Below are 26,465 nucleotides of genomic sequence, written 5' to 3'. Positions count from 1 at the left end.
GTCCGTCTGTAGCCGTTGGGAGAGCGTTGACGCGGTTCTCGTACCCGCGATGGGCCTTGCGTTGGACCTCGCGCCCGCTGGCCGACGCTCTCCCAGGGACAACGCGGCCGGGTACTGATCGCCCGCGCGCTGATGCCCCGTCCCCGGCCGCTGCTGCTCGACGAACCCGCCACCGGCCTCGACCTGGCCGCCCGCGAACAGCTCCTGGACAGCCTGGACGCGCTACGGCTCGCCCACCCGGAACTGGCCACGGTCCTGGTGACCCACCATCTGGAGGAGCTGCCCGCGTCCACCACCCACGCCATGCTCCTGCGCGGCGGGCAGTGCCTGGCGTCGGGCGCCGTGGACGAGGTGGTGACCACCGACACGATCACCACGTGCTTCGACCACCCGGTCCACATCACCCGCACCGACGGCCGCTGGACGGCCCGCACCGTGCGGTCCCCTCAACCGACCGCGGGCGCGGCCATCGCCTCGGCCGACTCGGGGGCCCTTCGGTAGACGCTCCTCACATCGCGGGGGCCCTGGTCTCGTATGGCCGGGGAGCCTTGTCGAGGTCTTCTGCCGGACCGGCCTCGACCAGGTGGGCAGGTCAGTCGTCGATTGCCTGGTAGAGCGTGGTCCAGAAGTCGTGGATGGCCCGCGCCGAATCCGGGGTGGACATCCCGGTCTGGGTGAGCAGGATGCCGACGAGCTGGTTGTCCGGGTCGGCGAATGTGGTGGTGCCGGCTCCGCCGTCCCAGCCGAACTGGCCGATGGGCGCGTAGTCGCCGCGGTAGGTGCGCACCGCCATCCCGAAGCCCCAGCCGCCGTGCTGCCCCTGGCCGTGTGACAGATGGACGATGTTGCGGGCCCAGGCTTCCCGGGCGGCCAGCTGCTCGGAGGTGAGGCGGTTGGTGGTCATCAGCTCGACGGCGGGCCGGGACAGGATCCGTTGGGTGCCGTGCGTCCCGTGGTTGAGCAGCATCCGGAAGTAGGCGTGGTAGTCGTCGACGGTTGAGTCGAGTCCGCCACCGCCTGACGGGAACGCCGGGGGCTTGCTGTGGTGTCCCCCTTCGACCTCGTCCGCCACGATGAACTCTCCGGTCTGCGGATCGGGGGCGTACAGGGGCGGCAGCCGGTCGATCTTGTCGGCGGGCACGTGGAAACCGGTGTCCTTCATGCCCAGCGGATCGAAGATACGTTCGCGCAGGAAGGTCTCGAACGACTGGCCGGTGACCCTGGCCACCAGCACGCCGAGCAGGTCGTCGCTGACGTTGTACAGCCATCGCTCGCCGGGCTGGTACATCAGCGGCAGCGTCCCCAGGCGACGCATCCACTCATCCGGTTCCGGCGCCGGCAACATCCATTCCGTGCCGTAAACCCCCTGCTCGAAGAACGCGCTCATCATGGGGGAGCCCATCGCCGTCGTATCCAGTCCGAGCCCGCACGTGGAAGTGAGCAGGTCCCGCACGGTGATCGGACGCCGCGCCGGCACGGTCTCCTCCAGTGAGCCGTCGGCCCGCTTGAGCACCCGCCGGTCGGCGAGTTCGGGCAGCCACTGGTCTATCGGGTCGTCCAGCCGCAGCCGGCACTCGTCCAGCAGGACCATCGCCGCCGACACCGCGACCGGCTTGGTCGTCGAGGCCATCCGGAAGATGGTGTCCCGGCGCATCGGTAAGCCACCGTCATGACGCATCGTCCCGATCGCTTCGACGTGTACCTCCTCGCCCCGGCCGACCAGGGCTACGAGCCCCGGAATCTTCCCGGACTCGACATGCCGTGCCAGCACCTCGCGCAGTCTGCGCAGCCCTGCTTCGGAGAAGCCGTTATTGCCTTTTCCCATCATGAATCTCCTTGCACACAGTGTTCGATCTCGACGCCGCTGACATGCGGCGGGAGGTGGCCGACCGGGCATGACCCCGTGGCCGTGTGGTGCGGACAGGCGATGAAAGTGGCGCTCGGCCCTCCCGGAGCACGATGCGCCGTGCCGCTATCAGACCGTCTTGTCTTCTCTTCCGGTCTCTTCGCCGGCGGCGCGCTCGATGTCGTCGGTCAGCTGCTTCCGCGCCCGGGCGGGGACATAGCCACCCTCCGAGTAGTTCTGGGTGAACGCCTCGACGAACTCCACCGGGTCCGCCCCGACGACCTCGCGGATCGGCGTTCCGTCCGCCGCGGCCTGTTCGAACAGGTCGGCGAGATCTTCGAACATCGACGCACTGCCGTCGGCGTCCGACGGCACGAAGTGCATCAGGTACCGCTCGATCGCTTCGACCGTCGCGCGGTAGTTCTCGGGAAGCTCCTTGACGCGCGCCTTGTACGCCCTCCAGCGCTTCCTGGGCCCGATCACCTTCGAGACGAAGCCGCTCTTTTCGACGTCGGACATGGTTACCCGCCCTCCCCTTCGCGGAGCTGTTCCAGTCGTTCCGTGAGGAAGCTCCAGGTCCTCCAGAACTCTTCGAGGTACTCCCGCCCCTGAGCGTTGAGGGAGTGCACCTTGCGTGGCGGCCCCTTCTCGGAGGGGACCTTCTCCACGTCGACCAGGCCGCGCTTCTCCATCCTGACGAGCAGCGCGTAGATGGTCCCTTCGGCGATATCGGGGAAACCCTGCTCCCGCAGTCGTGCCGTGATCTCGTAGCCATAGGCGGGCCGACCGGACAGGGACGCGAGAATGACGCCCTCCAGCGTGCCCTTGAGCATCTCCGTCAGCAGCTTGGCCATAGTGGGGGTGTCGGCGAAGGCCGGGTGGCCCCTTTCAGCCTGCGCGTGTCTCGCCCGCACAACCTCGGTCTCGCCGGGTCACCGGCAGGCAACAGTCAGGACGGCCCATTCCACGGAGAGCCACGAAGCGAGCCGGCTACGACTCCATTCCCCATCGCGCCCGGGTATGAGTGTCCAAGCTGTCATGTGGGCCCACGCGGGAGAGTTCGGCACCGCCGCGCCCCAGGGCCACGATGACAGGACGGGCTCCACGGCTGCTGTGGGGCGACGTCCACACAGCGATGAGACTGCGCTGCCCGGAAACCTCGATACGGCGGGCACCGATGAGAACGTGACGCACATCCCGCCCGAGGCGCACTTTGACACACGCGATCCGTGGGGCCGCGATGAGGGAGCGGGGAAGGTCAAGACCGCGGGTAAGGCTGAGGACGCCCCCGCCGTCGCACACGTCGAGCACATCGACGTTGACAGGATCGTCCCCTGAGCCGCTGCCGCCCCCCACATACCGCCACTGCTCGCCATGCCACTCCACGAGCGCAAAATGCTCACGCGTCCGCGGTGACTTCGGACGCCACACGATCCAGATCGCCCCGACACCGGCAGTGACGTCGACATCGGCCGACATCACATTCAGCACGCGCCGAGGCATCCACCACGGCTGGAGCTCATCTCCCGCCAGCGCCCGCCTCACCACACCCCGCAGAAAAACCTCCCACCGGGGCCCCGTCCACACGGCCTCTCCCCATGCCTGCATGCGCCTGCGATACCCGGCGCACGAGGGCGTCAAGCCCCGAGCCGCTGAGGCAACGCCTCACGCCGGGCCATGAGAGATGTCACCAATATCCGGGACGGGCGCGGAACTTCAGTTCCCGAGCGCCGCCTTGCGCAGGGATCGCTCGGCGATCCGGGCAGCCGCTGACGGGGGCAGCAGGCGACCGAAGACGAAGGTCTGGAACGTGTTGAGACGGCCGTCGACGACTGCCGGGCCCCGGCCGCGCAAGGCGGACATCACGGTGTCCGCGACGAGATCGGGCCCGCGCTTGCCCGGCACGCGCCGGGTGTTCATCGCGGTGTCGGTGGGACCGGGGCTGACCGCCACGACCCGCACCCCCGTCGTCCTCGTCTCGGCCCACACCGCCTGGGTGAAGGACAGCACGAACGCCTTCGAGGCCGCGTAGGCGGCCACATACGGAGCGGGCGCGTACGCACCGGTGCTCGCGATGTTGACGATCGCTCCCCTCCCCCGCGCGACCATGGCGGGCAGCAAGAGCGCCGTCAGCTCCGCCACCGCGCCGGCATTGAGGTCGACCAGGCCCCGCACCCGCGCGGGATCGCTGTCGGCGACCGGCGCCATCAGGCTGGCGCCGGCATTGTTGACCAGCACGTCGACCTCGGTTCCCGCATCCGTCAGCCACTCGGCCAGCCGGGAAGGAGCACCCTGGTGCGACAGGTCCACAGCGAGCGTCGACACCTGGGCCCCGTGCTCGGCATGCAGCCGCTTGGCCGCCGCCTCCAGGCGTGCGCCGTCCCGTGCGACCAGGACCACGTCCATGCCCTGCCTGGCCAGCCGCTCGGTGATCGCGGCCCCGATGCCTGTCGCCGCGCCGGTCACGACCGCGGTTCGCCGCCTCGTCTCTTCTTTCGTCTTCATGATCGGAACGGTAAACTCTGACATTAACGTGAATGTCAAGGCTGGCTCGATGGAGGAGACGGCGTGCGCATCGGAGAACTCAGCAGGGCCACCGGGGTCAGCGCCCGTTCGCTCCGGTACTACGAGGACCAAGGGCTGCTCTCCAGCGACCGCCGCTCCAACGGATACCGGGACTACGGTGAGGAAGCCGTACGCCAGGTCGCCTTCATCCAGGACCTCTACCGCGCGGGACTGCCCTCCCAGATCATCCGGGACATCCTTCCCTGCACCGCACCGACACCGCCCGCAGGCGAGTGCACACAACTCCTGGCCCGCGTCCGGCAGGTCCGCGACGAACTCGCCCGCCAAGAGCAGCAGATCGCTCAGCGCCGTGAGATGCTCGACCGGTACCTCTCGGGCGCGGCGGCCCCCGCCAGCCTCGGCGGCCAACCCCACTGCCGAGAGGGCTGAGCGGCGGAGCAGCCGGTGACAGGCAGCGCGCCGATCTGGTGACCTCACCGTGCTTCACTCGGCCAAGGCCGCAGGTCACCACGTGCTGCTGGTGACAACCATCGTGCGTCGGCTCACCGCATCATCGCTGCTCGTGGGCGTCGACCTGCCGCAGCGGTTGGTTCCGCGTACTTCTCCGCCGAACACCTCGCCTGGCTGCGTGAACGCGGACTCGTCCCGCGCCTCACACGGCCCGGGATGGATCTCCCGACACAACGATGAGTTTGGGCTCGGACACAGGTCGGTACCGATGAGCACTCCACACGAACGAGAGGAAGGTCCCGTCATGGCGACATTCGTGACCATCGGATATGGGGACCAAGACGGCTACGACCGTACCGACGCGGCGGTGCGCGACGAGGCACACGCGCATGACGCCCGCCTGCTTGAGGCCGGTGCCGTGATGGGCATCGCCGGCTCGCCTGTACAGGTGCGCAACCACGACGGTGCCCGCTTGACCGTGGAAGACGGTTCCTTCATGTCCTCGGCCCTCCCGGTGGCCGGGTTCGGGATCATCGAAGCAGCGACCATCGAGGAGGCCGTCGAACTCGTGTCGAAGACCCCATGCGCGGTCACGCAAGGGGTGGTCGAGGTCTGGCCATTGCGGGAGGTTCCGTAGAGCGTTCGGAGCAGAGGCCGACGGAACACTCAGCATCTCCGTGCGCGTCGGGAGTCCTACTCCTTGAGGTCACAGACCCCGCTGCCGCCCTGCCCGCCGGTCGAGCCCGCGCAGGGGCCCCGCAGTCTCCGCAGACCGGGGGCACCCGCGTTCCGCGCATCCGGAGATGATGCCCGGGACCTCAGGACACCGGGCGGGAATCCGACCAGACGCTCTCGAACTCCTCCCGGTAGGTGCCGAAGAGCCCGCCGTCGCCCTCGTTCGGGTCGCGCCCCTCGCGCACCACCTCGCGCCCCCGGCCGCCGCCGCGCAGGACCAGGACCGGGGCCTCCATGCCGCGCGCCTTGCGCAGGTACGACTGGACGACCGCGAGCCCGTCCGAGCCGTCGCCGTTGACCAGGTAGGCGGTGAAGCGGGGGGTCTCGTCGAAGACGTGGATCTCGAAGGCGCCCGGGTCGCGCAGGGCGGCACGCACCCGGCGCATATGGAGGATGTTCATCTCCACCGAACGGCTCAGCTCGCCCTTCTTCAAACCCAGCTCGCGCTCCCGGCGCCGTACCGCGCTGCTGGCGGGGTTGAGGAACAGCAGCCGGGCCCGGCAGCCGGCCTCGGCGAGCCGGACCAGGCGGCGGCCGGAGTAGTTCTGGACCAGGAGGTTGAGCCCGATGCCGACCGCGTCCAGCCGCCGGGCGCCCGCGAACAGGTCCTCGACGGGCAGCTGCCGCTGGAGCCGCACCCGGTCGGGGTGGACGCCGACCACGTCCGCGTAGCGGTCGCCGACCAGATCCTCGACCGCGTCGATGGGCAGCCGGTCGGTGGCGGGGTTTCCGGTGCCGCTGCCGAGGATCTCCAGCAGCCGGGCCGAGGCCCGCTCGGCCTGGGCCAGCACGGTTCCGGACAGGGCGCGGTTGCGGGAGACGACGTTACGGGCGACCTCCAGCTCGTCCAGGGCCAGCTCCACCTCGCGGCGGTCGTCCAGGTAGGGCTCGAAGCACGGCCAGTGCTGGACGAGGAGTTCGCGCAGCTGGGGCAGGGTGAGAAAGCTGAGCGTGTTGTCGTCGGCCGGGTCGAGCAGATAGCCCTTGCGGCGGCTCACCTCCCGTACCGCCACGGCCCGCTGCACCCACTCCTGGCCGGCCGGTCCGGCGGCGGCGATGACCCAGTCGTCGCCGTGGACCGGTTCGTAGATCGGCCGGAGCACCGCGCCGACGACCGCGCGCAGCCGCTGTTCGACCAGATTCAGCCAGATGTAGGCCCGCCCGGCCCGGCGTGCGCGCGTCCGCACCTCGTCCCAGGCGTCCGCGCCCCAGTCCAGTTCCGCTCCGATCTCCATCGGACGCACCAGGGACACCGCACCGGGGGGTGCCTCGGTGGAGCCGTCACCCCCGGGACCTCCGTCACCAGGGGGCAGCTCCAGCCCGCCCGAGCTCACCTGCACACCGCCTTCCGCCCCCGCTCCAACGATCACCGCAGACTACTGCTCAGGCGGGGGCGGTGCGACACTCCGGTCGGCCCGAAGGTCAACCTTAATCTTCTGTATGGCCGTTGTGACCGGCGAGTGCGGGAGGCGTGAGCGGGTTCATCGCGGTCACGTCGCGGGGTGCGAGTTGGAAGCCCTGCCAGTGCAGCGGCATCGGTTCCTGGTCCTCGTCACGGGCGATGTGGTGGAACCCGATGTTGACCCACACGACCGGGTGGGTGAGCGTCTGGCCGTTGACCCACTTGTCGACGCTCTTACCGGCCCGGGCACCGCAGTTCGCCAGGTTGTTGCTCGCAAACTGTTCACATTTGTTGTACTGCGTGAAGTAGACGTCGTGCTTGGTGAAGCTGCGTCCCTGGTACTTGGTGGTGTGGCCGGGCACGATCTCGTAGCTGCGCGGATGGCCGTCCTTGTTCTTGCCCGCCGTGCTCACCACCCGCCACCACCGGGACCCCGCCGCGTCGCCCGCCAGCTCCTTGCCGACCCGGGTGCGGGTGGTCTTGGTCGTGGGGATCCGGCCGGCGACGGCCGTGGTCTTGGAGTCGTACTGCTCGACCTTGCTCTTCGGCGAGCCGTCGAGGCCGAAGTTCAGCCGCCAGAAGACGTTGTGGGCGTGGCTGGTGGCGTAGTCCTTGGCGCCCTTGCCGATCGGCCAGCCGCGGCCGTCGCCCGCGTCGTAGTCCATCGGGGAGAGCGTGCCGGTGGCGCCGACCTGCATCGACATGGTGCCGTCGCCCGCGAACCGCCACTCGGTGATGTACTCGTACCAGCCGACCTGGTTGACGGTGTAGACCAGCAGGTCCTTGCCCTGGGCCTGGTAGAGCTTCTGGCCGTCGTTCATCCGGTAGGCGTGGCCGCGGGCCCGGGTGGTGGCGCACAGCCCCTTGATGTCCGGGTGGGCGGGGTCCCAGGCGTCCGGCACCCGCACGGTCTTGATGGTGCCGCCGGGGCACTCGGCCGGAGCCAGCTGCTGCAGCCCCTGGGCGAATCCCTGCCCGGTGAGGTCGTCGTACTCGGCCTTGCCGTCGTCGTACGGGACGTGGATCTGGCCGATTTTCGCCGAGGTCAGCACCTTGATGGGACGGGCCTCGCCCTTGGGCTGGTACGAGACGTTGTCGAGCACCAGCCCGGCCTTGCTCTCGTAGTGCCAGCACATTCGCCAGACGGTGCCGCCGTCCAGGGTCTCCTGGATCTTGTACGCGGCGCTGCAGTCCGCGGCGGCCGCCGGGGCCTTGGCGGGTGCCTGCGGCGCGGCCTGTGCCGGTCCGGCGGCGACCGCCACCGAGCCGATCAGCGCCGAGGCGCCGAGGGCCGCCGCGAACCGGTTACGGGCCCGGCGCAGCCTTCTTTCACGCATGGAGGTGTGCTCCTGTCACAAAGGGGGGTGGAGGGGCGTACGCGGGTGTCCTACGAGCCCAGCCGGGCGACGGACCGGGCGCTCAGGTCGATGACCAGCTGCCGGGTGTCGATCCAGGGGCCGCCCGCCACCCTGGTGAACAGCCGCACGCAGCGGTGCTTGCCGCAGTCCCGGGTGGCGGCGGGGCCCGGGGCGTCCACGCCCGTGCGGTAGACGAAGCCGGTGACGGCCAGCTGGTCGGGGCTGGTCAGCGTCTTGCCGGTGGCGTCCTTGAAGTCCTTCTTCAGCCCCTCGCCGAGCTTGTCGGCGATCAGCAGCCGGGCCGCCTCGCGCGCCTCGTCCCGGTTGGGCGGCGGCTGGACGCCGCGCTGGGTGTCGGTGTGCTCGACCTTGCCCGAGCCCAGGTCGACGGTCTTCGTCACATAGGTGTTGTCGCTGTAGTCGTAGTACGTGACGTCGGCCCGGCGGGGCGGATCGGCGGCGCCGACCTCGTCGGGGGTCAGCTCGGCGAGGTCGGTGGAGAGCTGCTCCGGGCCCTTGCCGCCCTTGACGTCCTTGCCGCTGTCCCGGAAGCCACGGCCGAGCGCGAGCGTCCGGGCGCGGTTCAGCTCGGCGTCGGTGAGCGGGTCCCGGCCCGTGCCGGTCTTCCGCTGGGCGGGCGCGTCCTCGACCACGCCGGGCAGCTGCCGGGCCGCCTGCCCCTGCTCCGCCGCGGAGCCCTGCGGTCCGCCGCCGCGCCCCTCCTTGCCGGAGGCGCTGTCCGGCAGCGTCACCCCGACCATGACCGCCGTGGCCGTGGCGGCCACGGCCACGCCCGCCATCACTCTTCCCAGATGGCGATGGTTCAACTTGCGCAAGGTTCTTCCCCAATCCCCCCGGCGATCCCATCTATCCGTATGCCCTGCCATAGCGGGATATCGCATACGTCAAGGTCACTCGGTAGGACGAACCGATATGGCCGTAGGTTGCCTCCCGCTCGAGGAAGTTCCGCCGAAACCACCGCTCTCCCAGTGAAGTTGGGAAAGGATGCGTCGTCGGTCGGTTCGGTCCGGGGCGGGCGGTGCTCGCGGCCCCGGGAGGAGAAGTGGAAGAGTCGTCGTATGCAGGTCTGGCCGGGACACGCTTATCCCCTGGGCGCCACGTACGACGGCGCCGGAACCAACTTCGCGGTGTTCTCCGAGGCCGCCACGCGCATCGAGCTGTGTCTGCTGCACGACGACGGCTCGGAGACGGCCGTCGAGCTGCGCGAGACGGACGGGTTCGTGCGCCACGCCTATCTGCCGGGCATCATGCCGGGCCAGCGCTATGGCTTCCGGGTCCACGGCCCGTACGCACCGGAGAACGGCGACCGATGCAATTCCGCCAAGCTGCTGCTGGACCCGTACGCCAGGGCCATCAGCGGGAAGATCGACTGGGGCGAGGAGGTCTACGGCTACCACTTCCACCGGCCGGACAAGCGCAATGACCTGGACTCGGCCCCCCACACGATGGCCTCGGTCGTGGTCAATCCGTACTTCGACTGGGGCGACGACCGGCCGCCGCGCACCGACTACCACCGCACGGTCATCTACGAGGCCCATGTGAAGGGCCTGACCATGCGCCATCCGCGGCTTCCGGAGGAGCTGCGCGGCACCTACGCGGCGCTGGCCCATCCGGCGATCATCGAACACCTGACGGAGCTGGGCGTCACCACGCTGGAGCTGATGCCCGTACACCAGTTCGTGCACGACCACCGGCTGGTCGACGAGGGCCTCGCCAACTACTGGGGCTACAACACCATCGGCTTCTTCGCCCCGCACAACACCTACGCGTCCTGGGGCGACCGGGGACAGCAGGTGCTGGAGTTCAAGTCGGCGGTGCGGGCGCTGCACCAGGCGGGCATCGAGGTCATCCTCGATGTCGTCTACAACCACACCGCCGAGGGCAACCACCTGGGCCCGACGCTCTCCTTCCGGGGGCTGGACAACGCCTCGTACTACCGGCTGAGCGAGGACCGGCGGTACTACATGGACACCACCGGCACCGGAAACTCCCTGCTGATGCGGAGCCCGCACGTCCTCCAGCTGATCATGGACTCGCTGCGGTACTGGGTGACCGAGATGCGGGTGGACGGCTTCCGCTTCGATCTGGCGGCGACCCTGGCCCGTCAGTTCCACGAGGTGGACCGGCTGTCGTCGTTCTTCGACCTGGTGCAGCAGGACCCGGTGGTCAGCCAGGTGAAGCTGATCGCCGAGCCGTGGGACGTCGGTGAGGGCGGCTACCAGGTGGGGAACTTCCCGCCGCTGTGGACCGAGTGGAACGGAAAGTTCCGGGATACGGTGCGCGATCTGTGGCGCGGTGAACCCCGCACCCTGGCCGAATTCGCCTCCCGGCTCACCGGCTCCTCCGACCTCTACCAGAACGACGGCCGCCGCCCGCTCGCCTCCGTCAACTTCGTCACCTGCCACGACGGCTTCACCCTGCGCGACCTGGTGAGCTACGACGAGAAGCACAACGAGGCCAACGGGGAGTCCAACCAGGACGGCGAGAGCTACAACCGCTCCTGGAACTGCGGCGCCGAGGGCGAGACCGACGACCCCGGGGTGCGCGCCCTGCGCCGCCGTCAGATGCGCAACTTCATCGCCACCCTGATGCTCTCCCAGGGCGTGCCCATGCTCAGCCACGGCGACGAGTTCGCCCGCACCCAGGGCGGCAACAACAACGCGTACTGCCAGGACAACGAGACCTCCTGGGTGCGGTGGCCGCTGACCGGCAAGGACGCGACCGACGAGGACCGGGAGGCCCAGGAGCTGCTGCGTTTCACCCGCTCCCTGATCTGGCTCCGCCGCGACCACCCCGTCTTCCGCCGCCGCCGCTTCTTCCACGGCCGCCCGGTGGAGGGCACCCACGACGAGCTGTCCGACATCGCGTGGTTCACCCACGAGGGCGAGGAGATGCGCCAGCGGGACTGGCAGGCCGCCCACGCCAAGTCCCTCGCGGTCTTCCTCAACGGCAACGCGATCTCCGAGCCGGGCGTGCGGGGCGAGCGCATCACCGACGACTCGTTCCTGCTGCTCTTCAACGCCCACCACGAGCCCCTGGACTTCGTCGTGCCCGTCGACCACGGCAAGCAGTGGCAGGTCATCGTGGACACGGCGGTCCCCGAGGGCGTGGAGCCCGGCAGCGGCCAGAAGGTCGCCGCGGGCGACCGGCTGACCCTGGTCGACCGCAGCCTGATGGTCCTCCAGCGCCCGGCCTGAGGTCATCGGCCGTCCTGCCGGCGAGCCGCCTCACGGGCTCGGGCGACCTGCCGTACCGGCGAACGCGTGCGCCCGGATGGGGGTCCGGACGGGGGTCCGGCATCTCTTGAGCCGCCCCTTGTGGGTACGTACGTTCATATGACGGCTGACCGCACCGTGCCCACCGCCACCTACCGGCTGCAGCTCCAGCCCGGTTTCCCCTTCGCGGCCGCCGAGCGGGCCGTGCCGTATCTGGCCTCGCTCGGCGTCTCCCATCTGCACCTGTCACCCGTGCTGGAGGCCCGCCCCGGGTCGACGCACGGCTACGACGTCGTGGACCACACCGCCGTACGGGCGGAGCTGGGCGGCGAGCAGGGGCTGCGCGCCCTCGCCCGTACCGCCCGGGCCCACGGCCTGGGGCTGATCGCCGACATCGTGCCGAACCACATGGCGGTCCCCGTGCCGGAACGGCTCAACGGGCCGCTGTGGGAGGTGCTGCGGGACGGGCCCGAGTCGGCATACGCGCGGTGGTTCGACATCGACTGGGCCGAGCACGGCCGCAAGGTGCTGCTGCCCGTGCTCGGCGGGCCGCTCGGCGACGAGTGGGAGCGGCTGCGACCCGGGGACGACGGGGTGCTGCGCTACTACGACCACGAGTTCCCGCTGCGGCCCGGCACCGAGCGGCTGCCGCCGGCCGAGCTGCTGGACGCCCAGTGGTACCGGCTCGGCTGGTGGCGACTGGCCCGCACCGAGCTGAACTACCGCCGCTTCTTCACCATCTCCGAGCTGATCGCGGTGCGCGTCGAGGACCCGGAGGTCTTCGACGCGACCCACGGCACGCTGCTGGAGCTGGTGCGCGACGGGGTGCTCGACGGGCTCCGGGTGGACCACCCGGACGGCCTCGCCGACCCCGAGGGCTATCTGCGGGCGCTGGACGCGGCGGTGCGGGCCGCGACGGGCGGCGACGGCCGCTGGACCGTCGTGGAGAAGATCCTCGCCCGGGACGAACCGCTGCCCGCCCACTGGCCCGTCGCCGGGACGACCGGCTACGACGCGCTGCACCACATCGACGGCCTCTTCGTCGACCCGGACGGGCTGGAGAAGCTGACCGCCGCCTACCGCGCCTTCACCGCCGCCCCGCCGGACGAGGGCGGCGACTGGGCGGCCACGGTCCACCGCGCCGCCCGGCACGTCGTCCGCCACGAACTGGCCGCCGAGGTGGAGCGCCTGACCCGCACCGCCTCCCGGATCTGCGCCGCCTCGCCGCCGCTGCGCGACCACGCGCCCTGGGCGCTGCGCACGGCGATCCGCGCGCTGCTGGTACGGCTGCCGGTCTACCGCCCGTACGCCACCGTCGACGCCCCGGCGGCGGAGGCGGACGCCCCGGACGCGGCGATGCTGCACCGGGCCGCGCGGGACGCCCGTACCGCCTTCACGGCCACGGCCTTCACGGTCGAGGCGGAGGCCCGGGCGGTGGACACCGTACGGGACGCGGCCCTCGGCAGGCTCGGCGACGGCCCGGACCACCGCGACTTCTGCGCCCGCTTCGCCCAGACCGCCGCCGCTCTGCGCGCCAAGTCCGTCGAGGACACCGCCTTCTACCGCTACACCCCGCTGCTCTCGGCGGCGGAGGTGGGCGGCGACCCGGGGCGCCCGGCCGTCTCCCCCGAGGAGTTCCACGTCTTCGCCGCCCGCCTCTTACGTGACTGGCCCACGACCGGCACGGTGCTGTCCACCCACGACACCAAGCGCAGCGCGGACGTACGGGCCCGCATCGCCGCCCTCACCGAGTCCCCGGCCCGTTGGGGCCGGCTGCCGGCGGACCTTTCACCTCATCCGGATGCCCCCGATCCGCAGCTCGCCTGGACGGCCTGGCAGACCGCGCTCGGCCTGGGCACCGCGGACGCTCAGCGGCTCGTACCGGCGATGCTCAAGGCGGTCCGGGAGGCGGGGCTGCGCACGACCTGGACCGAGCAGAACGCCGCGTACGAGGACGCCGTGACCGCCTACCTGGAGTCCGGCCCGTGGGCGGCGCTGGACGCCTTCGCGTCCGACATCGCCGCCCCCGCCCGGGTCAACACGCTCGGCGCGGCCCTGCTGCACCTGACCATGCCGGGCGTGCCCGACCTGTACATGGACACCGAGCGCGCCTACCGGGCCCTCGTCGACCCGGACAACCGCCGCCCGCCCACGCTGGACGGCCACGCCGCTGACGACCTGTCCGCCGAGAAGCTGCTGCTCACCCGGGCCGCGCTGCGGCTGCGCCGGGACCACCCGTCGTGGTTCGGCCCCGGAAGCGGCTACACCCCCCTGATCGCGGCAGGCCCGGCGTCCCCCCACTGCGTGGCCTTCCTCCGTACGGACGGCACGAGCGGCGGGGGCGGTGGCGCGATCACCGTCATCACCCGCCTCTCCCGTCGCCTGGCCGAGGCGGGCGGCTGGGACCCCCGCACCCGGCTGCCCCTGCCCCCGGGTCACTGGCGGGACCTGCTGACCGGCCGGGCGGCCGGTGGAGCGACCCCGCTGGCCGAGCTGCTGGACCGGCTCCCGGTGGCCCTCCTGGTCCGTGACTGAGGACAGGGCGCGCGTGTTCGTGTCCTGAAGCATTTACAGTCACACCCCCGCGCGCTACGTTCACAAGGAAATTGGGAGCGCTCCCATACCGACGGTTCCTCACCCGATCACGTCGAAGGGAAGACCAGCGCAATGGCTCGACGATTACTGGCCCCCGCACGCCCCCCACGCCCGCCGGGCAGCCCCCGCGCCCGCAGATCCGCCCTGCTGGTACTGCTCTCCGTACTGCCCGCCCTGGGCCTCGTCTTCTTCTCCGGAGGCAGCGCCTCCGCCCACGGCGCACCCATGGCGCCGGGCAGCCGCACCTATCTGTGCTGGAAGTACAGCCTGTCCAGCACCGGTGAGGTCAAGCCGACCAACCCGGCCTGCAAGGCCGCGTTCGACAAGAGCGGCGCGACCCCGTTCTACAACTGGTTCGCGGTGCTCCGCTCGGACGGCGCGGGCCGGACCAAGGGCTTCATCCCCGACGGCAAGCTGTGCAGCGGCGCCGCCACCGTCTACGACTTCTCCGGCTTCGACCTGGGCAGCAAGGACTGGCCGGTGACCCATCTGACGTCCGGCAAGTCGATGCAGTTCTCGTACAACGCCTGGGCCGCGCACCCGGGTTCGTTCCGCAGCTACGTCACCAAGAACCCGATCGACCCGACGAAGCCGCTCACCTGGAACGACCTGGAGGACCAGCCGTTCGACACGGTGACCAACCCGCCGCAGTCCGGTCCGGTCGGCACGGTCGACGGCAAGTACACGTGGAACGCCACCCTGCCCTCGGGCAAGAGCGGACGCCACATCATCTACACCGTGTGGACCCGCTCGGACAGCCAGGAGACCTTCTACAGCTGCTCCGACGTGGTCTTCGACGGCGGCAACGGCGAAGTGACGGTCCCGGGCGCCACCTCCGGCGGCAGCGACCCCACCGACCCGCCGACCTCCAAGTGCACCGCGACCCAGAAGACCACCAGCGCCTGGAACGGCGGCTACCAGGCCGAGGTGACGGTGACCAACTCCGGCGCCACGCCCATCTCCTCGTGGATGGTCGACTGGACCCTGCCCGCCGGACAGCGGGTCGACAGCGCCTGGAACGGCAAGCTGACCACCAGCGGCACGGCGGCCTCGGTCACCAACGCCGACTGGAACGGCTCCCTGTCCGCCGGGGCCTCGACCACCTTCGGCTACGCCGCCAGTGGCGGATCCCCGGACACCGCGGCCGCCCCGATCTGCATGGTGCACTGACCCTGCCCGAAGAGTCCTGTCCGCGTGCCCCTGATCCGCTCGCAATATGTCAGGTGCACCTCACCCAGCCGGTCTGCCGCCCCCGTCCCCTCCGGACGGCAGACCGGCCCGGCGGCTTCCGCGTCGGGTCGACGACACGGGACGGGGGAGGTCGCGTCAGCGGTGCCGGAAATGGCGTGGACAGGGGCGCGTCGGCGTCCTTAGGCTGCGCAGCACGCCCATGAGACGAGGAAGGAGGCGTCGAGCCATGAACATGTTCGTCATTCCGCGCTCCCGCCCCTTCCCCCCAGGGCGTACCCCCGTCTGATCAGGCATCCGACCGGGAGCGCATCGCGTATCCGGAAGGATCACCATGACCGATCTGGTCATCCGCGCGCTCACCGAGAGCGACGCGCATCTGTTTCACGCCCTGTCCGGCCCCGCGCTCGTCGGCCGCGGCCGTTTCGGGCATACGTACGCCACCGTCGGCCAGGGCGGCGACTACCGGCCCGAGTGGTCGTGGGTGGCGCTGCGCGGGGAGCGGGTGGTGGCCCGTGCCGCGTGGTGGGGTGGGCCGGAGGACACCGCTCCGGTGGCGCTGGACTGGTTCGACTTCGCCGAGGGCGAGGCCGAGGCCGCCGCGGAGCTGCTGCGCGCCGCTCCCCTGCGCGCCGAGTACAGCCTGCTGGCGCCGCCCGGCTGGCGCGACCGGCCGGAGGAGAGCGCGGCGGTGCGGGCCCGGGTCGACGCGGCCGTGGCGGGCGGGCTCAACCCCCTGGTCGAGCGCTACCGCTACGAGTGGACGCCCGCCCTCGGGCTGCCCGAGCGGCCGGGGCGGCTGGAGTTCCGGCCGGAGCCCGACGACGCGGTGATCGCCGACGTACTGCGCCAAGTCCACCGGGGCACGCTGGACGCACACGACCGGCGGACCATCGCCGAGAGCGGCATGGAGGCCGCGGTCGCCGAGAACCTGCGGCTGTTCCACTGGTTCCCGTCGCCCCGCGCGTGGTGGCGGCTGGCGTGGACACCGGGCGGGGAGGTCGTCGGCATCCAGGTGCCCGCGCACAACCCGGCCGGGCCGTGCGTCGGATTCATCGGGGTCGTCGCCGGGCAGCGTGGCCACGGCTACGCGTACGACCTGCTCGTGGAGTGCACCCACGACCTGGTGGAACGCGGCGCGACCAGGATCGCCGCCGCGACCGACCAGGGGAACCGGCCGATGGCCGCGCACTTCGCCAAGGCGGGCTATCCCGTCACCCAGGAGCGCATCGACCTCGTTTGACACCTTCACCGGCCGGTGCCGCCCTGCTGCGCGATCGGTGCTCCGTCCCCCAGCATGGTCCCGGACCCGTTCGCATGACGAGGTGAGGAGAGGTCAGTGCTGTTCGAGGTGTGGGCGCCGCATGCCGAGCGGGTCGGGCTGCATGTCGCCGGAAGCGGGCAGGGCCGTACGCGTCCCATGGAGCGCGATCCCGCGCGGGACGGATGGTGGCGGGCCGAGGCCGAGGCGGGGCACGGGACGGCTTACGGCTTCGCGCTCGACGACGGCCCGCCGCTGCCCGATCCGCGCTCCCGCCGCCAGCCGGACGGGCCGGAGGGGCTGAGCGCGGTGGTGGACCCCTCCCGCTTCGGCTGGGAGCGGGAGTGGTTCGGGCGGCCGCTGCCGGGCGCGGTGCTGTACGAGCTGCACATCGGGACGTTCACCCCGGAGGGCACCTTCGACGCGGCCGCGACGCGGCTGCCGCACCTGGCCGGTCTGGGCGTCACGCATGTGGAGCTGATGCCGGTGTGCCCGTTCCCCGGGACGCACGGCTGGGGGTACGACGGGGTCGCGCCGTGGGCCGTGCACGAGCCGTACGGCGGGCCCGAGGGGCTGGCCCGGTTCGTGGCCGCCGCGCACCGGCACGGCCTCGGCGTCGTCCTGGACGTGGTGCACAACCACCTGGGGCCGTCCGGCAATCGCCTGCCGGAGTTCGGGCCGTACTTCACCGACACCCACCACACCCCGTGGGGCGCGGCGGTCAACCTGGACGCGCCCGGCTCCGACGAGGTCCGCGCGTACTTCATCGGCAGCGCGCTCGCCTGGCTGCGCGACTACCGGCTGGACGGGCTGCGGCTGGACGCCGTGCACGCGCTGCACGACACCCGGGCCCGGCACTTCCTGGCCGAGCTGTCCGCCGCGGTGGACGCGCTGGCGGCCCGGGTCGGGCGGCCGCTGTTCCTGATCGGCGAATCGGATCTGAACGACCCGCGCACCACGACGCCGCGCGAGGCGGGCGGCCACGGTCTGCACGCCCAGTGGAACGACGACTTCCACCACGCGCTGCACACGTACCTCACCGGCGAACGGCAGGGCTACTACGCCGACTTCGCGGAATTCGGCGATTCCGGCGATTCCGGCGCCGGGGGGTCCGCGGCCCTGGCGAAGACGCTGAGCGGCGGCTTCTTCCACGACGGTACGTACTCGACCTTCCGCGGCCGCCGCCACGGCAGCCCGCTGCACCCGCCCGCCACCCCGGCGCACCGGCTCCTCGGCTACGCCCAGACCCACGACCAGATCGGCAACCGGGCCACCGGCGACCGGCTGTCCGGGCGGCTCTCCCCCGGGCTGCTGGCCTGCGCGGCGGCCGTCGTGCTGTGCGCGCCGTTCACCCCGATGCTCTTCATGGGCGAGGAGTGGGGCGCCGGTACGCCCTGGCCGTACTTCACCGACCACCGGGATCCGGAGCTGGCCGAGGCGGTACGGCGCGGCCGCCGCCGGGAGTTCGCCGCCCACGGCTGGGCGGAGGCGGACATCCCGGACCCCCAGGACCCGGCGACCCGGCTGCGGTCCTGCCTGGACTGGACGGAGCCGGACCGGGAGCCGCACCGCGCGCTGCTGGACTGGCACCGGCGGCTGATCGCGCTGCGCCGCGCCGAGCCCGCCCTGACCGACCCCGCCTGGTCGTGCACCGTGCTGCCGACCGGCTCGGACGGCTGCTTCGCTTTTCGGCGCGGCCCGCTGTGCGTCGTCCTCAACCCGCACGGCCGCCCGGCGGACGCCCGGCCGGAGCCGAGCCCCGCCGGGGTCACCGAGGTGGTCGCCGCCTGGCGGCCGGTCGAGCCGCCGGGTCAGGACGGCACGCTGCGGCTGCCGCCGGAGACGGCTGTGGTGCTCAGGCCGGCCCGAGGGCCGCTCAGCCCTCCTGGGGGGCGAGCCGCAGCGAGATGGAGTTGATGCAGTACCGCTGGTCGGTCGGGGTCGGATAGCCCTCGCCCGCGAAGACATGGCCGAGGTGCGAGCCGCAGCGGGCGCACCGCACCTCGGTGCGGACCATGCCGTGCGAGCGGTCGTCGATCAGCTCGACCGCGGACGAGTCCGCCGGGTCGTAGAAGGACGGCCAGCCGCAGTGGCTCTCGAACTTCGTCTCGGAGCGGAACAGCTCCGCCCCGCACGCCCGGCACGAGTAGACGCCGGTCGTCTTGGTGTCGGTGTATTCACCGGTGAAGGCGCGCTCGGTGCCCGCTTCGCGCAGGACGTGGTACTCCTGCGGGCTCAGCTCCGCGCGCCACTGCTCCTCCGGCTTGTCGATCTCGTACGCCATGGAAGGACCCTCCTCAGCTCTCCCGGCTCGCCGGGCTCCTCAGGGCGCTCCGGGCTCGCCGCGTCTGCAGACGGGCGAGGATCTCCGGACCGAGGTCGGTGACATCGCCCGCGCCCATGGTGAGAACAAGGTCACCGGGCCTGGCCATTCCGGCGATGAGGCCGGGGATCGCGGACCGGTCGTGCTCGGCGGTCACATCGGCGCCGTGGCGGGCGGCGGCGTCGATCACCAGGGCGCTGGTGATGCCCGGGACCGGGTCCTCGCGGGCCGGGTAGATGTCGAGGACCACGGAGGCGTCGGCCAGCGCCAGGGCCTCGCCCAGCTCGGCGCCCAGCTCCTGCGTACGGCTGAACAGATGCGGCTGGAAGACCACCAGGACCCGGCCGTCCCCGGCGCCGCCGCGGATGGCCTCCAGGTCGGCGGCGATCTCGGTGGGGTGGTGCGCGTACGAGTCGATGACCCGCACCCCGGCCGCGGTGCCCTTGGGCTGGAGGCGCCGCTTGACGCCGGTGTACGAGGCGATCGCGGGGGCGAGCTCGCGGGCGGGCACGTCCAGGGCGGCGCCCGCGGTGAGGGCGGCGACGGCGTTGAGCGCGTAGTGGCGGCCGGGCACGGAGACGGTGAAGGTGATCTCACCGTCGTCGTCACCACCGTCGAGGCCCTTCGCGAGCTGGACGGTGACCTCGCTGGTCAGCCCGTCCGGGACGACGCCCAGGACCCGTACGTCCGCGTCGGCGGCCTCGCCGTAGGTGAGCACCCGCAGGCCCTCGCGGCCGGCGACCATGCCGGTCAGCTCGCGCGCCCCGGGGTGGTCGGCGGAGATCACCAGGGTGCCGCCGGGGCGGACGCGCTCCACGAAGGTCCGGAACGAGTCGTAGATCTCGTCCATGGAGGCGTAGTTGGCGTGGTGGTCCAGCTCCACGTTGAGGATGATCGCGACCTCGGGCGCGTACTTGTGGAAGCTGCGGTCGCTCTCGTCGGCCTCCGCGACGAAGATCTCGCCGCCGCCGTGCTCGGCACTGGAACCCGGCACGTCCAGGTCCCCGCCGATCACGTACGACGGGTCGCGGCCGAGGGTGCCCAGCGAGACGGCGAGCATCGAGGTCGTGGTCGTCTTGCCGTGCGTACCGGCGACCGCGATCGGGCGGTGGCCGTCCATCAGGGCCGCCAGCGCGTCGGACCGGTGCACGACGGGGATGCCGCGCTCGCGCGCGGTGACCAGTTCGAGGTTGTCGGCGCGGATGGCGCTGGAGACGACGACGCTGGTGGCGTCGGGCGCGACGTTCCCGGCGGCGTGGCCGAGGTGCACGGTCGCGCCCAGCTCGCGCAGCGCCGCCACGATCGGGGAGTCCTGGGTATCACTGCCCGCGACCCGCGCGCCGCGCTGGACGAGGACCTTCGCGACGCCCGACATACCGGCGCCGCCGATGCCGATGAAATGCGGACGGTCCAGCGCGTCGGGGGCAATGCCGGCCGGTGCCATGTACGGGTCTCCCCTGGGTGAGCGGTCTTCTCGGTTCTGTCGGCCCCGATTCTCGCACCCCGCCGGACCCCGCCCTGCGGTTCCCCCGCGGTGCTCAGCCGCCCGTGGGCGTCCGCCCCTCGCCGACCTCGTCATCCGTGTGCGAGAACAGCTTGAGCACCGGGACGCCGACCTTGTGGCGGGCCCGGGAGGCCCAGTCGCGGTGGAAGAACTCCTCCACGAAGTGCGGCGCGGTCAGGACGATCACCTCGTCGGCGCCGGTCTCCCCCACCACTGCGCGCAGAACGTCCAGGGGGTGCCGCTGCACGACCTGGCCGCGGGCCTCGCCGCCCGCCGCGCGCAGGGCCGCCACCGATTGGCCCAGGGCGCGCTCGGCGGGCTCCAGCGCCTCGCTGCCCTCCGGCTCCTCGCCTTCCTGGGCGGCCTGTTCCAGCTCGCCGAGGGCGATGTCGTCGATGGCGCGCAGCAGCCGGTCCTTGCTGCCCCGCGGCTGCATCAGCACGACGAACGAGACCGGGTCATCGCCGTGCAGGGTGGTGACGAACTCCACGTCGGCAGCGGTCAGCGGCTTTTCGATCATCAAAATGCTCGTGAACACGACGTGCGCCCTTCTCGTTCCTTCGAGGAAGCGGTGGAAAACAGGGGGAACGGGGTCTGTTTAGCGTAAAACTATGAGTAAATCCGACAGTAGCGGGTGAAAAGGAAACCGGCGTCCTCCAGCACGGAAGCGAGAGCGAACCGTTCCGGTTCCGCGGCCAGGGGACCGTTCGCGATCCGTGCCGCGTCGCCCGCGACCATCAGCGGGGCCACCGCCAGGCACAGCTCGTCCAGCACCCCGGCGGTCGCGAACTGCGCCAGCAGCCTGGGGCCGCCCTCCGTCAGCAGCCGGGTGTAGCCCAGCTCGGCGAGCGCCGTCGGCACCGCCGCCACGTCGACCCGCCCCGAGGGCCCGGCCCCCGCGCGCACCACCTGGGCCCCGGCCGCCTTCGCCGCCGCGACCCGGTCCTCCGCGGCCTGCGCGCCGGTGATCACCACGGTCGGCACCAGCGGCTCGGTGAACAGCGGCAGCGAGAAATCCAGCTCCAGGCTCGCGCTGACCACGGCGATCGCGGGCGCCGGGGGCTGCCCGAGCGCCGCCCGCCGCTCGGCGAACGCCTCCCGGGCACGGGCGGGCCGGTAGCCCTCCTTGCGCACGGTCCCGGCGCCGACCACCACCGCGTCGGCGAGGCCCCGCAGCATCCCGAAGATCCGCATGTCGGTGTCGGACGACAGCGGCTTCGACCGGCCGTCGTGGTGCGCCGCGCCGTCCAGCGAGGACACCATGTTGGCCCGCAGATACGCCCCCGAGGCGCTCTGCGGCCGCTCCGGATAGGCGTACGCGTCGGCCAGCTCGTCGAGCCCCCACTCGCGGTCCCGGACGGGATCCGCGGCAGCCGAGGGCCGGGCGGACGGTTCGGTGGGCAAGGCGGGCAAGGGGAACAGGCGTCGCATGGCCGCAGTGTGACATGGCTCCCTCCGGGACGGTCCACTCGGAAACAGCGACTACCCTGGACACCCGTGTCCGCACCAATCACCACGTCCGGCTCGGCAGGCTCCATAGCCGCCGAAGCCCCCGTCGCCCTCACGGCCCGCGCGCCGCAGGTGCCCGCCGAGCGCCTGGTGGCCGAGATGGTGCCGCCGCCCCGGTTCGCCACGGTGAGCTTCGACAACTACATCCCGGACCGCGACCAGCCCAGCCAGGCCGAGGCCGTCACCGTGCTGCGCGGCTTCGCCGAGCGGCTGGGCTCCGGGGCGGGTACGGACAAGGGCGGCCGCAGACACTGGTTCCGCCGGGCGGCCAAGCCCGCCGCCGCCGGCGGCCCGCGCGGGGTGTACCTCGACGGCGGCTACGGCGTCGGCAAGACCCATCTGCTGGCCTCGCTGTGGCACGCCACCCCGGCCGCGCCCGAGCGGAAGGCGTTCGGCACCTTCGTGGAGCTGACGAACCTGGTCGGCGCGCTCGGCTTCCAGCAGACCGTGAAGACCCTGAGCGGTCACCGGCTGCTGTGCATCGACGAATTCGAGCTGGACGACCCGGGTGACACCGTCCTCGTCTCGACCCTGCTGGGCAAGCTGGTCGAGGCGGGCGTGGCGCTCGCCGCCACGTCCAACACCCTCCCCGGCAAGCTCGGCGAGGGCCGGTTCGCCGCCGCCGACTTCCTGCGCGAAATCCAGGGTCTGGCCGCCCACTTCCAGCCGGTGCGCATCGACGGCGAGGACTACCGCCACCGCGGGCTTCCCGAGGCCCCCGCCCCGCACTCCGACGACGTGGTCACCCGCGCGGCCAAGCGCACGCCCGGCGCCTCCCTGGACGCCTTCCCCGCCCTGCTGGAGCACCTGTCCCGGGTGCACCCGAGCCGCTACGGCGCGATGTGCGACGGCGTCCAGGCCGTCTGCCTGACCGGGGTCGGGCCCGTGCCCGACCAGTCGACCGCGCTGCGGCTGGTGGTGCTCGCGGACCGGCTCTACGACCGCGAGGTGCCGGTGCTGGCCTCCGGGGTGCCGTTCGACCAGCTGTTCAGCGAGGAGATGCTGAACGGCGGCTACCGCAAGAAGTACTTCCGGGCGATCTCCCGCCTCACCGCGCTCGCCCGCGACGCGCGGCAGCTGGCCGAGGCGTAGGCCGGCGCGCGGCTCCCGGCTGGAGGCGAGCCGAATGAGTGCCTATTGCGCTCGGGTGCCCCCATTTCTCCGGCGAGTGAGCCGAAGGGGCGCGCCGCTGTCGAAAGGGAGAGCGCGCGGAGGCCCTGAGGAACGAGGGGCCGAGCACGGTCGACCGTCGACCGGGGGCACCTCCCAGCGGTAGCTGGGGGCGGGCTTTTGCGCCCCGGAGGCGAACCGAGCCTTCAAAAAAAGGGGGATGGTTCCCGGGCAGCCCGGGCGCGTGATACACACGTGCGGTCATCTTTCCTGTCCGCCAGCAGGGAGTTACCGCATGTCAGCGACACGACGTCAGATCCTGGGCCGCACCGGCGCGCTGGGCGCCTCCATCGCCTTCACCGGCAGCGTCCAGGAGCTCTTCGCCGGTACGGCCACGGCCGACGCACCGGACCGGGCCGCCTCCGAGGCCGCCGGGCGCGGCGGCTACGGCCCGCTCGTACCCGATCCGGACGGGCTGCTCGACCTCCCCGAGGGCTTCCGCTACCGCGTGCTGTCCCGCGAGGGCGACGCGCTGCGCTCCGGTGAGGGCAAGGTCCCCAGCCACTGCGACGGCATGGCCGCGTTCCCGGGCCGCGCGAGCGGCCGGGAGGCCCGTACGCACCTGGTCCGCAACCATGAGAACCGTAAGGACGCCGCGATCCGCGTCCCCGCCGTCAAGGGCCTCACCTACGACCCGATGGGCATGGGCGGCTGCACCGCCCTCGCGCTCGACTCCGCCAACCGGGTTCTGTCCGAACGGGTCGCCATCGCCGGTACGGCCGTCAACTGCGCCGGCGGCCCCACCCCCTGGCACACCTGGCTGACCTGCGAGGAGACCGAGGACAAGGCCGGTACGAACGGCTACACCAAGGACCACGGGTTCATCTTCGAGGTCGACCCGTACGATCCGCGCCGCACCGGCGCCGTACCGCTCACCGCCATGGGCCGCTTCCAGCACGAGGCGATCGCCGTCGACCCGCGCAGCGGCGTCGTCTACGAGACCGAGGACGCCTTCGAGCGGCCCTTCGGCCTCTTCTACCGCTTCCTGCCCCGTAAGCCCCTCGGCGGGACCGGGTCGCTGCGCGCGGGCGGAAAGCTCCAGGCCCTGCGGGTGCCGGGGGTGGCCGACCTGTCCACCGTCCAGGAGCCGGGGACGTCCTTCAGCGGCATCGAGTGGGTGACCGTCCCCGATCCGCTCGCGACCGAAACCCCCATCCGCTTCCAGGACTTCGGCCCGGGCGGCATCACCCACGCCCAGAAGCTGGAGGGCTGCTACTGGGGCGGGACGTCGGTCTACTTCGTCTCCAGCTTCGCCAAGAGCGCGGACGGCTCGGCCGCCGACCACTTCGGGCAGATCTGGCGCTACGACCCGCAGCGGCACCGGCTCACCCTGGTGATCGTCTTCGGCCCGGACACGGACGTGCAGCTGCCCGGCGAGTCACCGGACAACATCACGCTCGCGCCCAGCGGCGGGCTGATGGTCTGCGAGGACGGCGACGGCGCGCAGCACGTCTTCGGGGTGACCCGGCGCGGCGAGGTCTACGCCATGGCGCGCGGCCGCCAGAACATTGGCACGGAGGCGGAGCCCGCGTGGGGCGAGTTCGCGGGCGTCACCTTCGCCCCGGACCGCCGCACGATGTACGTGAACTGCTACACCCCGGGCACCACCTTCGCGATCACCGGGCCCTGGCAGCACTGACGGGCCTCGCCGACGCCCCTGCCGTACCGCCCGCTCACTGCCGGCGCGAGCTGAGCGCGCACGCGATCGCCGTCGCCCCGGCGGCGATCGCGGCGGTCACGGCCAGGGGCAGCAGCGGCATGGTCACGGTGCCGCTGCGCGAGCCGTTGACCAGCCCCGATACGGCGGCGTTCGCGGGCGAGGCGCCGACCACGGACGCCAGCAGCGCGGCGAGCACGGTCGCGAGGACGGCCCAGCCGGGGCGGCGCAGCAGCGGCCGGTTGCACAGCGCGCCGACGGCCGTGCCCAGCAGCGCGCAGGCGAGCGCGGCCAGCAGCCCGGCGACCGTCGCCGGGACCACGGGCACCTCGACCCGGCCGTCCGCGCTGCGCGGATCGCCGACCACCGCGACGAACAGCGTCCCGGCCGCCCCGAGAACGACCGCCGCGCCCAGCGCGGTCAGCACACCGGCCAGATGCACCCGGCCGGGACTCTGCGCGGCGGCCGCGCAGGAGCGCGCCGCGGCGGGCTCGTTGGTGACGCATACCCGCACCAGCCAGGCGGCGATCGGCAGCACTCCGGCGGCGGCGAACCCGAAGGAGTCGAGGATCGGCTGCCCGGCCTGCACCCCGATGCCCATGAAGACGACATAGAGGAGAAGCGGCGGCAGCCAGCGATGCGAACGGGCCAGCAGCGCGGCCTGATAGCGCAGCAGGGCGGTCATGACGTCTCCGGATCGGCGGGAACTTCGGTCACCGCGCGGATGTGCCAGGGCGGCCGGGCGGTGAGGAGGGCACGCAGCAGAGCGTCGGAGTACGCGGCCCCGACCGTGAGCCGCACGACCCGCGGATCGCCGGGGCCCGGCGCGGGCTGCCCGGCCTCCGCACCGCGACTCGGCGCGGCCTCGGCGCCGGGGGTTGGCGCAGGCGGTGGGGCGGGGGCGGGCTCGTGGACCGGCGTGCCGGGGAGGTTCGCGGGGAGGGCCGCTCCCGGCGGGCGCTCGGCCTCTACGCGGATCCGCGGTTCGGCGGCGGCCGGGGGCCCGCCGGGGTCCGGCAGTTCCCCGGCCGCCGGTCCCGGCACCGGGACCGGCACCGGCTCCAGGCGGGCGTCCGCGACCCGGAGCACCGCGTCCGGCGCCCCGGCCAGCCGGCGCGGGTCGTGGTCGACGAAGACGACCGCGGCGCCGTCGGCGACCCGCTCGGCGACCGCCTCGTCCAGGACGCCGCGCGCGGTCCGGTCCAGCCCGGTCCACGCCTCGTCGAGGACGAGCAGGGCGGGCGCGGCCAGCAGCGCCTGCGCGACGGCGACCTTCTGGCTGGTGCCCTTGGACAGCTCGGCGAGCGGGGTGGCCGCGTACTCGTGCGCCCCGAACCGCTCCAGCCACTCCCCCGCGCCGCGCGCCGCCTCGGCCCGGCCCAGGCCGTGGACGCGGCCCAGGTGGGTGAGGTAGCCGAGGACGGAGAAGGGCAGTTCGGGCGGGAACCGCTCGGGGACGTACGCGGTGCGCGGGCGTCCGGTGATCCGGCCCGAGGTGGGGGCGTCGATTCCGGCGAGCAGCCGCAGCAGGGTGGATTTGCCGCTGCCGTTCGTCCCTTCGACCCGGGTCAGCGAGCCCGGCGGCACGTCGAGGTCGACGCCGCGCAGCACCCAGGGTCCGGCCAGGCCGTAGCGGCGCCCGACTCCTCGCAGTCTCATGCTGGTTGAGCATAGGCAGTCGGGCGGCGGCCCGCCGCAGCTGACG

The 26,465-nt window shown here is 72.1% G+C and carries 23 protein-coding genes and 1 pseudogene; 11 read left to right on the top strand and 13 right to left on the bottom strand.

The annotated features are described in order from the left end of the window. Window positions 1-72: 72 nt before the first annotated feature. Window positions 73-501 (top strand): annotated as a pseudogene (locus ACFZCY_RS23350) (ATP-binding cassette domain-containing protein); the annotation flags it as partial. A gap of 91 nt (window positions 502-592) precedes the next feature. Here ACFZCY_RS23350 and ACFZCY_RS23345 read toward each other — a convergent pair. The 3 genes from ACFZCY_RS23345 to ACFZCY_RS23335 all read right to left on the bottom strand — a co-directional run bounded on the left by ACFZCY_RS23345 (window position 593) and on the right by ACFZCY_RS23335 (window position 2,700). Continuing rightward, entirely contained in the window at window positions 593-1,825 is a 1,233-nt protein-coding gene (locus ACFZCY_RS23345) for a serine hydrolase (RefSeq protein WP_391176409.1), read from the bottom strand. 150 nt (window positions 1,826-1,975) lie between these two features. After that, window positions 1,976-2,365 carry a DUF1048 domain-containing protein gene (locus ACFZCY_RS23340; protein WP_391176406.1) on the bottom strand — a complete coding sequence of 130 codons (390 nt, stop codon included), beginning with the start codon at window positions 2,363-2,365 and terminating at the stop codon, window positions 1,976-1,978. Between the two features lie 2 nt (window positions 2,366-2,367). Beyond that, on the bottom strand, window positions 2,368-2,700 hold the full coding sequence (locus tag ACFZCY_RS23335; protein WP_391176403.1) for a helix-turn-helix transcriptional regulator: 333 nt from the start codon (window positions 2,698-2,700) through the stop codon (window positions 2,368-2,370). Between the two features lie 166 nt (window positions 2,701-2,866). On the opposite strand from ACFZCY_RS23335, the gene ACFZCY_RS23330 reads away from it, so the two are divergent. Then, window positions 2,867-3,184 (top strand): hypothetical protein, encoded by a 318-nt coding sequence (locus ACFZCY_RS23330; RefSeq protein ID WP_391176400.1) that lies wholly within the window; start codon window positions 2,867-2,869, stop codon window positions 3,182-3,184. A 378-nt stretch (window positions 3,185-3,562) separates the two neighbouring features. Here ACFZCY_RS23330 and ACFZCY_RS23325 read toward each other — a convergent pair whose 3' ends face one another. Beyond that, entirely contained in the window at window positions 3,563-4,351 is a 789-nt protein-coding gene (locus ACFZCY_RS23325; RefSeq protein WP_391176396.1) for an SDR family NAD(P)-dependent oxidoreductase, read from the bottom strand. A 63-nt stretch (window positions 4,352-4,414) separates the two neighbouring features. On the opposite strand from ACFZCY_RS23325, the gene ACFZCY_RS23320 reads away from it, so the two are divergent. Then, window positions 4,415-4,801 carry a MerR family transcriptional regulator gene (locus tag ACFZCY_RS23320; RefSeq protein ID WP_391176393.1) on the top strand — a complete coding sequence of 129 codons (387 nt, stop codon included), beginning with the start codon at window positions 4,415-4,417 and terminating at the stop codon, window positions 4,799-4,801. 325 nt (window positions 4,802-5,126) lie between these two features. After that, the gene (locus ACFZCY_RS23315) at window positions 5,127-5,459 is read left to right on the top strand and encodes a YciI family protein (RefSeq protein WP_391176390.1); all 333 of its coding nucleotides are present in this window, start codon (window positions 5,127-5,129) and stop codon (window positions 5,457-5,459) included. Between the two features lie 181 nt (window positions 5,460-5,640). On the opposite strand, the gene ACFZCY_RS23310 is transcribed toward ACFZCY_RS23315, so the two are convergent. The 3 genes from ACFZCY_RS23310 to ACFZCY_RS23300 all read right to left on the bottom strand — a co-directional run bounded on the left by ACFZCY_RS23310 (window position 5,641) and on the right by ACFZCY_RS23300 (window position 9,153). After that, window positions 5,641-6,891, bottom strand: coding sequence for an SAV2148 family HEPN domain-containing protein (locus ACFZCY_RS23310; RefSeq protein ID WP_391177205.1), 1,251 nt, complete (start codon window positions 6,889-6,891; stop codon window positions 5,641-5,643). 94 nt (window positions 6,892-6,985) lie between these two features. Then, window positions 6,986-8,296, bottom strand: a complete 1,311-nt coding sequence (locus ACFZCY_RS23305) for a copper amine oxidase (RefSeq protein ID WP_391176387.1) — start codon at window positions 8,294-8,296, stop codon at window positions 6,986-6,988. Between the two features lie 50 nt (window positions 8,297-8,346). Beyond that, window positions 8,347-9,153 (bottom strand): Tat pathway signal sequence domain protein, encoded by an 807-nt coding sequence (locus tag ACFZCY_RS23300; protein ID WP_391176384.1) that lies wholly within the window; start codon window positions 9,151-9,153, stop codon window positions 8,347-8,349. A gap of 243 nt (window positions 9,154-9,396) precedes the next feature. On the opposite strand from ACFZCY_RS23300, the gene glgX reads away from it, so the two are divergent. The 5 genes from glgX (at window position 9,397) to treZ (ending at window position 18,514) form a co-directional block, all read left to right on the top strand. After that, entirely contained in the window at window positions 9,397-11,535 is a 2,139-nt protein-coding gene (gene glgX / locus ACFZCY_RS23295; RefSeq protein WP_391176381.1) for a glycogen debranching protein GlgX, read from the top strand. Window positions 11,536-11,673: 138 nt separating this feature from the next. Beyond that, on the top strand, window positions 11,674-14,088 hold the full coding sequence (treY, locus tag ACFZCY_RS23290) for a malto-oligosyltrehalose synthase (RefSeq protein ID WP_391176378.1): 2,415 nt from the start codon (window positions 11,674-11,676) through the stop codon (window positions 14,086-14,088). 132 nt (window positions 14,089-14,220) lie between these two features. Next, a complete protein-coding gene (locus ACFZCY_RS23285) occupies window positions 14,221-15,318 on the top strand; it encodes a lytic polysaccharide monooxygenase (protein WP_391176375.1) in 1,098 nt (365 codons plus the stop codon). 352 nt (window positions 15,319-15,670) lie between these two features. After that, window positions 15,671-16,579: a GNAT family N-acetyltransferase gene (locus tag ACFZCY_RS23280; protein WP_391176372.1), complete on the top strand. Its 909-nt coding sequence runs from the start codon at window positions 15,671-15,673 to the stop codon at window positions 16,577-16,579. 96 nt (window positions 16,580-16,675) lie between these two features. Further along, a complete protein-coding gene (gene treZ / locus ACFZCY_RS23275) occupies window positions 16,676-18,514 on the top strand; it encodes a malto-oligosyltrehalose trehalohydrolase (RefSeq protein ID WP_391176369.1) in 1,839 nt (612 codons plus the stop codon). On the opposite strand, the gene msrB is transcribed toward treZ, so the two are convergent. The 4 genes from msrB to ACFZCY_RS23255 form a co-directional block, all read right to left on the bottom strand. After that, on the bottom strand, window positions 18,474-18,881 hold the full coding sequence (gene msrB / locus ACFZCY_RS23270; RefSeq protein ID WP_055549538.1) for a peptide-methionine (R)-S-oxide reductase MsrB: 408 nt from the start codon (window positions 18,879-18,881) through the stop codon (window positions 18,474-18,476). The two genes, treZ and msrB, sit on opposite strands and share 41 nt — an antisense overlap. Before the next feature lie 13 nt (window positions 18,882-18,894). Further along, entirely contained in the window at window positions 18,895-20,364 is a 1,470-nt protein-coding gene (murC, locus tag ACFZCY_RS23265; protein WP_391176364.1) for a UDP-N-acetylmuramate--L-alanine ligase, read from the bottom strand. A gap of 94 nt (window positions 20,365-20,458) precedes the next feature. Beyond that, the gene (locus tag ACFZCY_RS23260; RefSeq protein WP_391176361.1) at window positions 20,459-20,962 is read right to left on the bottom strand and encodes an indole-3-glycerol phosphate synthase; all 504 of its coding nucleotides are present in this window, start codon (window positions 20,960-20,962) and stop codon (window positions 20,459-20,461) included. Window positions 20,963-21,033: 71 nt separating this feature from the next. Further along, window positions 21,034-21,855, bottom strand: a complete 822-nt coding sequence (locus ACFZCY_RS23255) for a dihydrofolate reductase family protein (RefSeq protein WP_391176358.1) — start codon at window positions 21,853-21,855, stop codon at window positions 21,034-21,036. 66 nt (window positions 21,856-21,921) lie between these two features. On the opposite strand from ACFZCY_RS23255, the gene zapE reads away from it, so the two are divergent. Both zapE and ACFZCY_RS23245 read left to right on the top strand, forming a co-directional pair. Beyond that, window positions 21,922-23,025: a cell division protein ZapE gene (zapE, locus tag ACFZCY_RS23250; protein WP_391176355.1), complete on the top strand. Its 1,104-nt coding sequence runs from the start codon at window positions 21,922-21,924 to the stop codon at window positions 23,023-23,025. Between the two features lie 313 nt (window positions 23,026-23,338). Next, window positions 23,339-24,742 carry an alkaline phosphatase PhoX gene (locus tag ACFZCY_RS23245; protein ID WP_391176352.1) on the top strand — a complete coding sequence of 468 codons (1,404 nt, stop codon included), beginning with the start codon at window positions 23,339-23,341 and terminating at the stop codon, window positions 24,740-24,742. 34 nt (window positions 24,743-24,776) lie between these two features. Here ACFZCY_RS23245 and ACFZCY_RS23240 read toward each other — a convergent pair whose 3' ends face one another. Next, window positions 24,777-25,445 carry an ABC transporter gene (locus ACFZCY_RS23240; RefSeq protein WP_391176349.1) on the bottom strand — a complete coding sequence of 223 codons (669 nt, stop codon included), beginning with the start codon at window positions 25,443-25,445 and terminating at the stop codon, window positions 24,777-24,779. Further along, on the bottom strand, window positions 25,442-26,419 hold the full coding sequence (locus ACFZCY_RS23235) for an ATP-binding cassette domain-containing protein (protein WP_391176345.1): 978 nt from the start codon (window positions 26,417-26,419) through the stop codon (window positions 25,442-25,444). The genes ACFZCY_RS23240 and ACFZCY_RS23235 overlap by 4 nt, the downstream gene beginning before the upstream one ends. Window positions 26,420-26,465 lie beyond the last annotated feature (46 nt).

The sequence above is a fragment of the Streptomyces sp. NPDC007983 genome (assembly GCF_042958345.1).
Classification (GTDB): Bacteria; Actinomycetota; Actinomycetes; order Streptomycetales; family Streptomycetaceae; genus Streptomyces.
This window is presented reverse-complemented; position numbering and strand designations above follow the sequence as displayed.

Coding starts and splice junctions, on each gene's coding strand:
- ACFZCY_RS23345 (WP_391176409.1), bottom strand. CDS start 1,825: ATGGGAAAAGGCAATAACGGCTTCTCCGAAGCAGGGCTGCGCAGACTG.
- ACFZCY_RS23340 (WP_391176406.1), bottom strand. CDS start 2,365: ATGTCCGACGTCGAAAAGAGCGGCTTCGTCTCGAAGGTGATCGGGCCC.
- ACFZCY_RS23335 (WP_391176403.1), bottom strand. CDS start 2,700: ATGGCCAAGCTGCTGACGGAGATGCTCAAGGGCACGCTGGAGGGCGTC.
- ACFZCY_RS23330 (WP_391176400.1), top strand. CDS start 2,867: ATGAGTGTCCAAGCTGTCATGTGGGCCCACGCGGGAGAGTTCGGCACC.
- ACFZCY_RS23325 (WP_391176396.1), bottom strand. CDS start 4,351: ATGAAGACGAAAGAAGAGACGAGGCGGCGAACCGCGGTCGTGACCGGC.
- ACFZCY_RS23315 (WP_391176390.1), top strand. CDS start 5,127: ATGGCGACATTCGTGACCATCGGATATGGGGACCAAGACGGCTACGAC.
- ACFZCY_RS23305 (WP_391176387.1), bottom strand. CDS start 8,296: ATGCGTGAAAGAAGGCTGCGCCGGGCCCGTAACCGGTTCGCGGCGGCC.
- glgX (WP_391176381.1), top strand. CDS start 9,397: ATGCAGGTCTGGCCGGGACACGCTTATCCCCTGGGCGCCACGTACGAC.
- treY (WP_391176378.1), top strand. CDS start 11,674: ATGACGGCTGACCGCACCGTGCCCACCGCCACCTACCGGCTGCAGCTC.
- ACFZCY_RS23285 (WP_391176375.1), top strand. CDS start 14,221: ATGGCTCGACGATTACTGGCCCCCGCACGCCCCCCACGCCCGCCGGGC.
- ACFZCY_RS23280 (WP_391176372.1), top strand. CDS start 15,671: ATGACCGATCTGGTCATCCGCGCGCTCACCGAGAGCGACGCGCATCTG.
- msrB (WP_055549538.1), bottom strand. CDS start 18,881: ATGGCGTACGAGATCGACAAGCCGGAGGAGCAGTGGCGCGCGGAGCTG.
- murC (WP_391176364.1), bottom strand. CDS start 20,364: ATGGCACCGGCCGGCATTGCCCCCGACGCGCTGGACCGTCCGCATTTC.
- ACFZCY_RS23255 (WP_391176358.1), bottom strand. CDS start 21,855: ATGCGACGCCTGTTCCCCTTGCCCGCCTTGCCCACCGAACCGTCCGCC.
- ACFZCY_RS23245 (WP_391176352.1), top strand. CDS start 23,339: ATGTCAGCGACACGACGTCAGATCCTGGGCCGCACCGGCGCGCTGGGC.
- ACFZCY_RS23240 (WP_391176349.1), bottom strand. CDS start 25,445: ATGACCGCCCTGCTGCGCTATCAGGCCGCGCTGCTGGCCCGTTCGCAT.
- ACFZCY_RS23235 (WP_391176345.1), bottom strand. CDS start 26,419: ATGAGACTGCGAGGAGTCGGGCGCCGCTACGGCCTGGCCGGACCCTGG.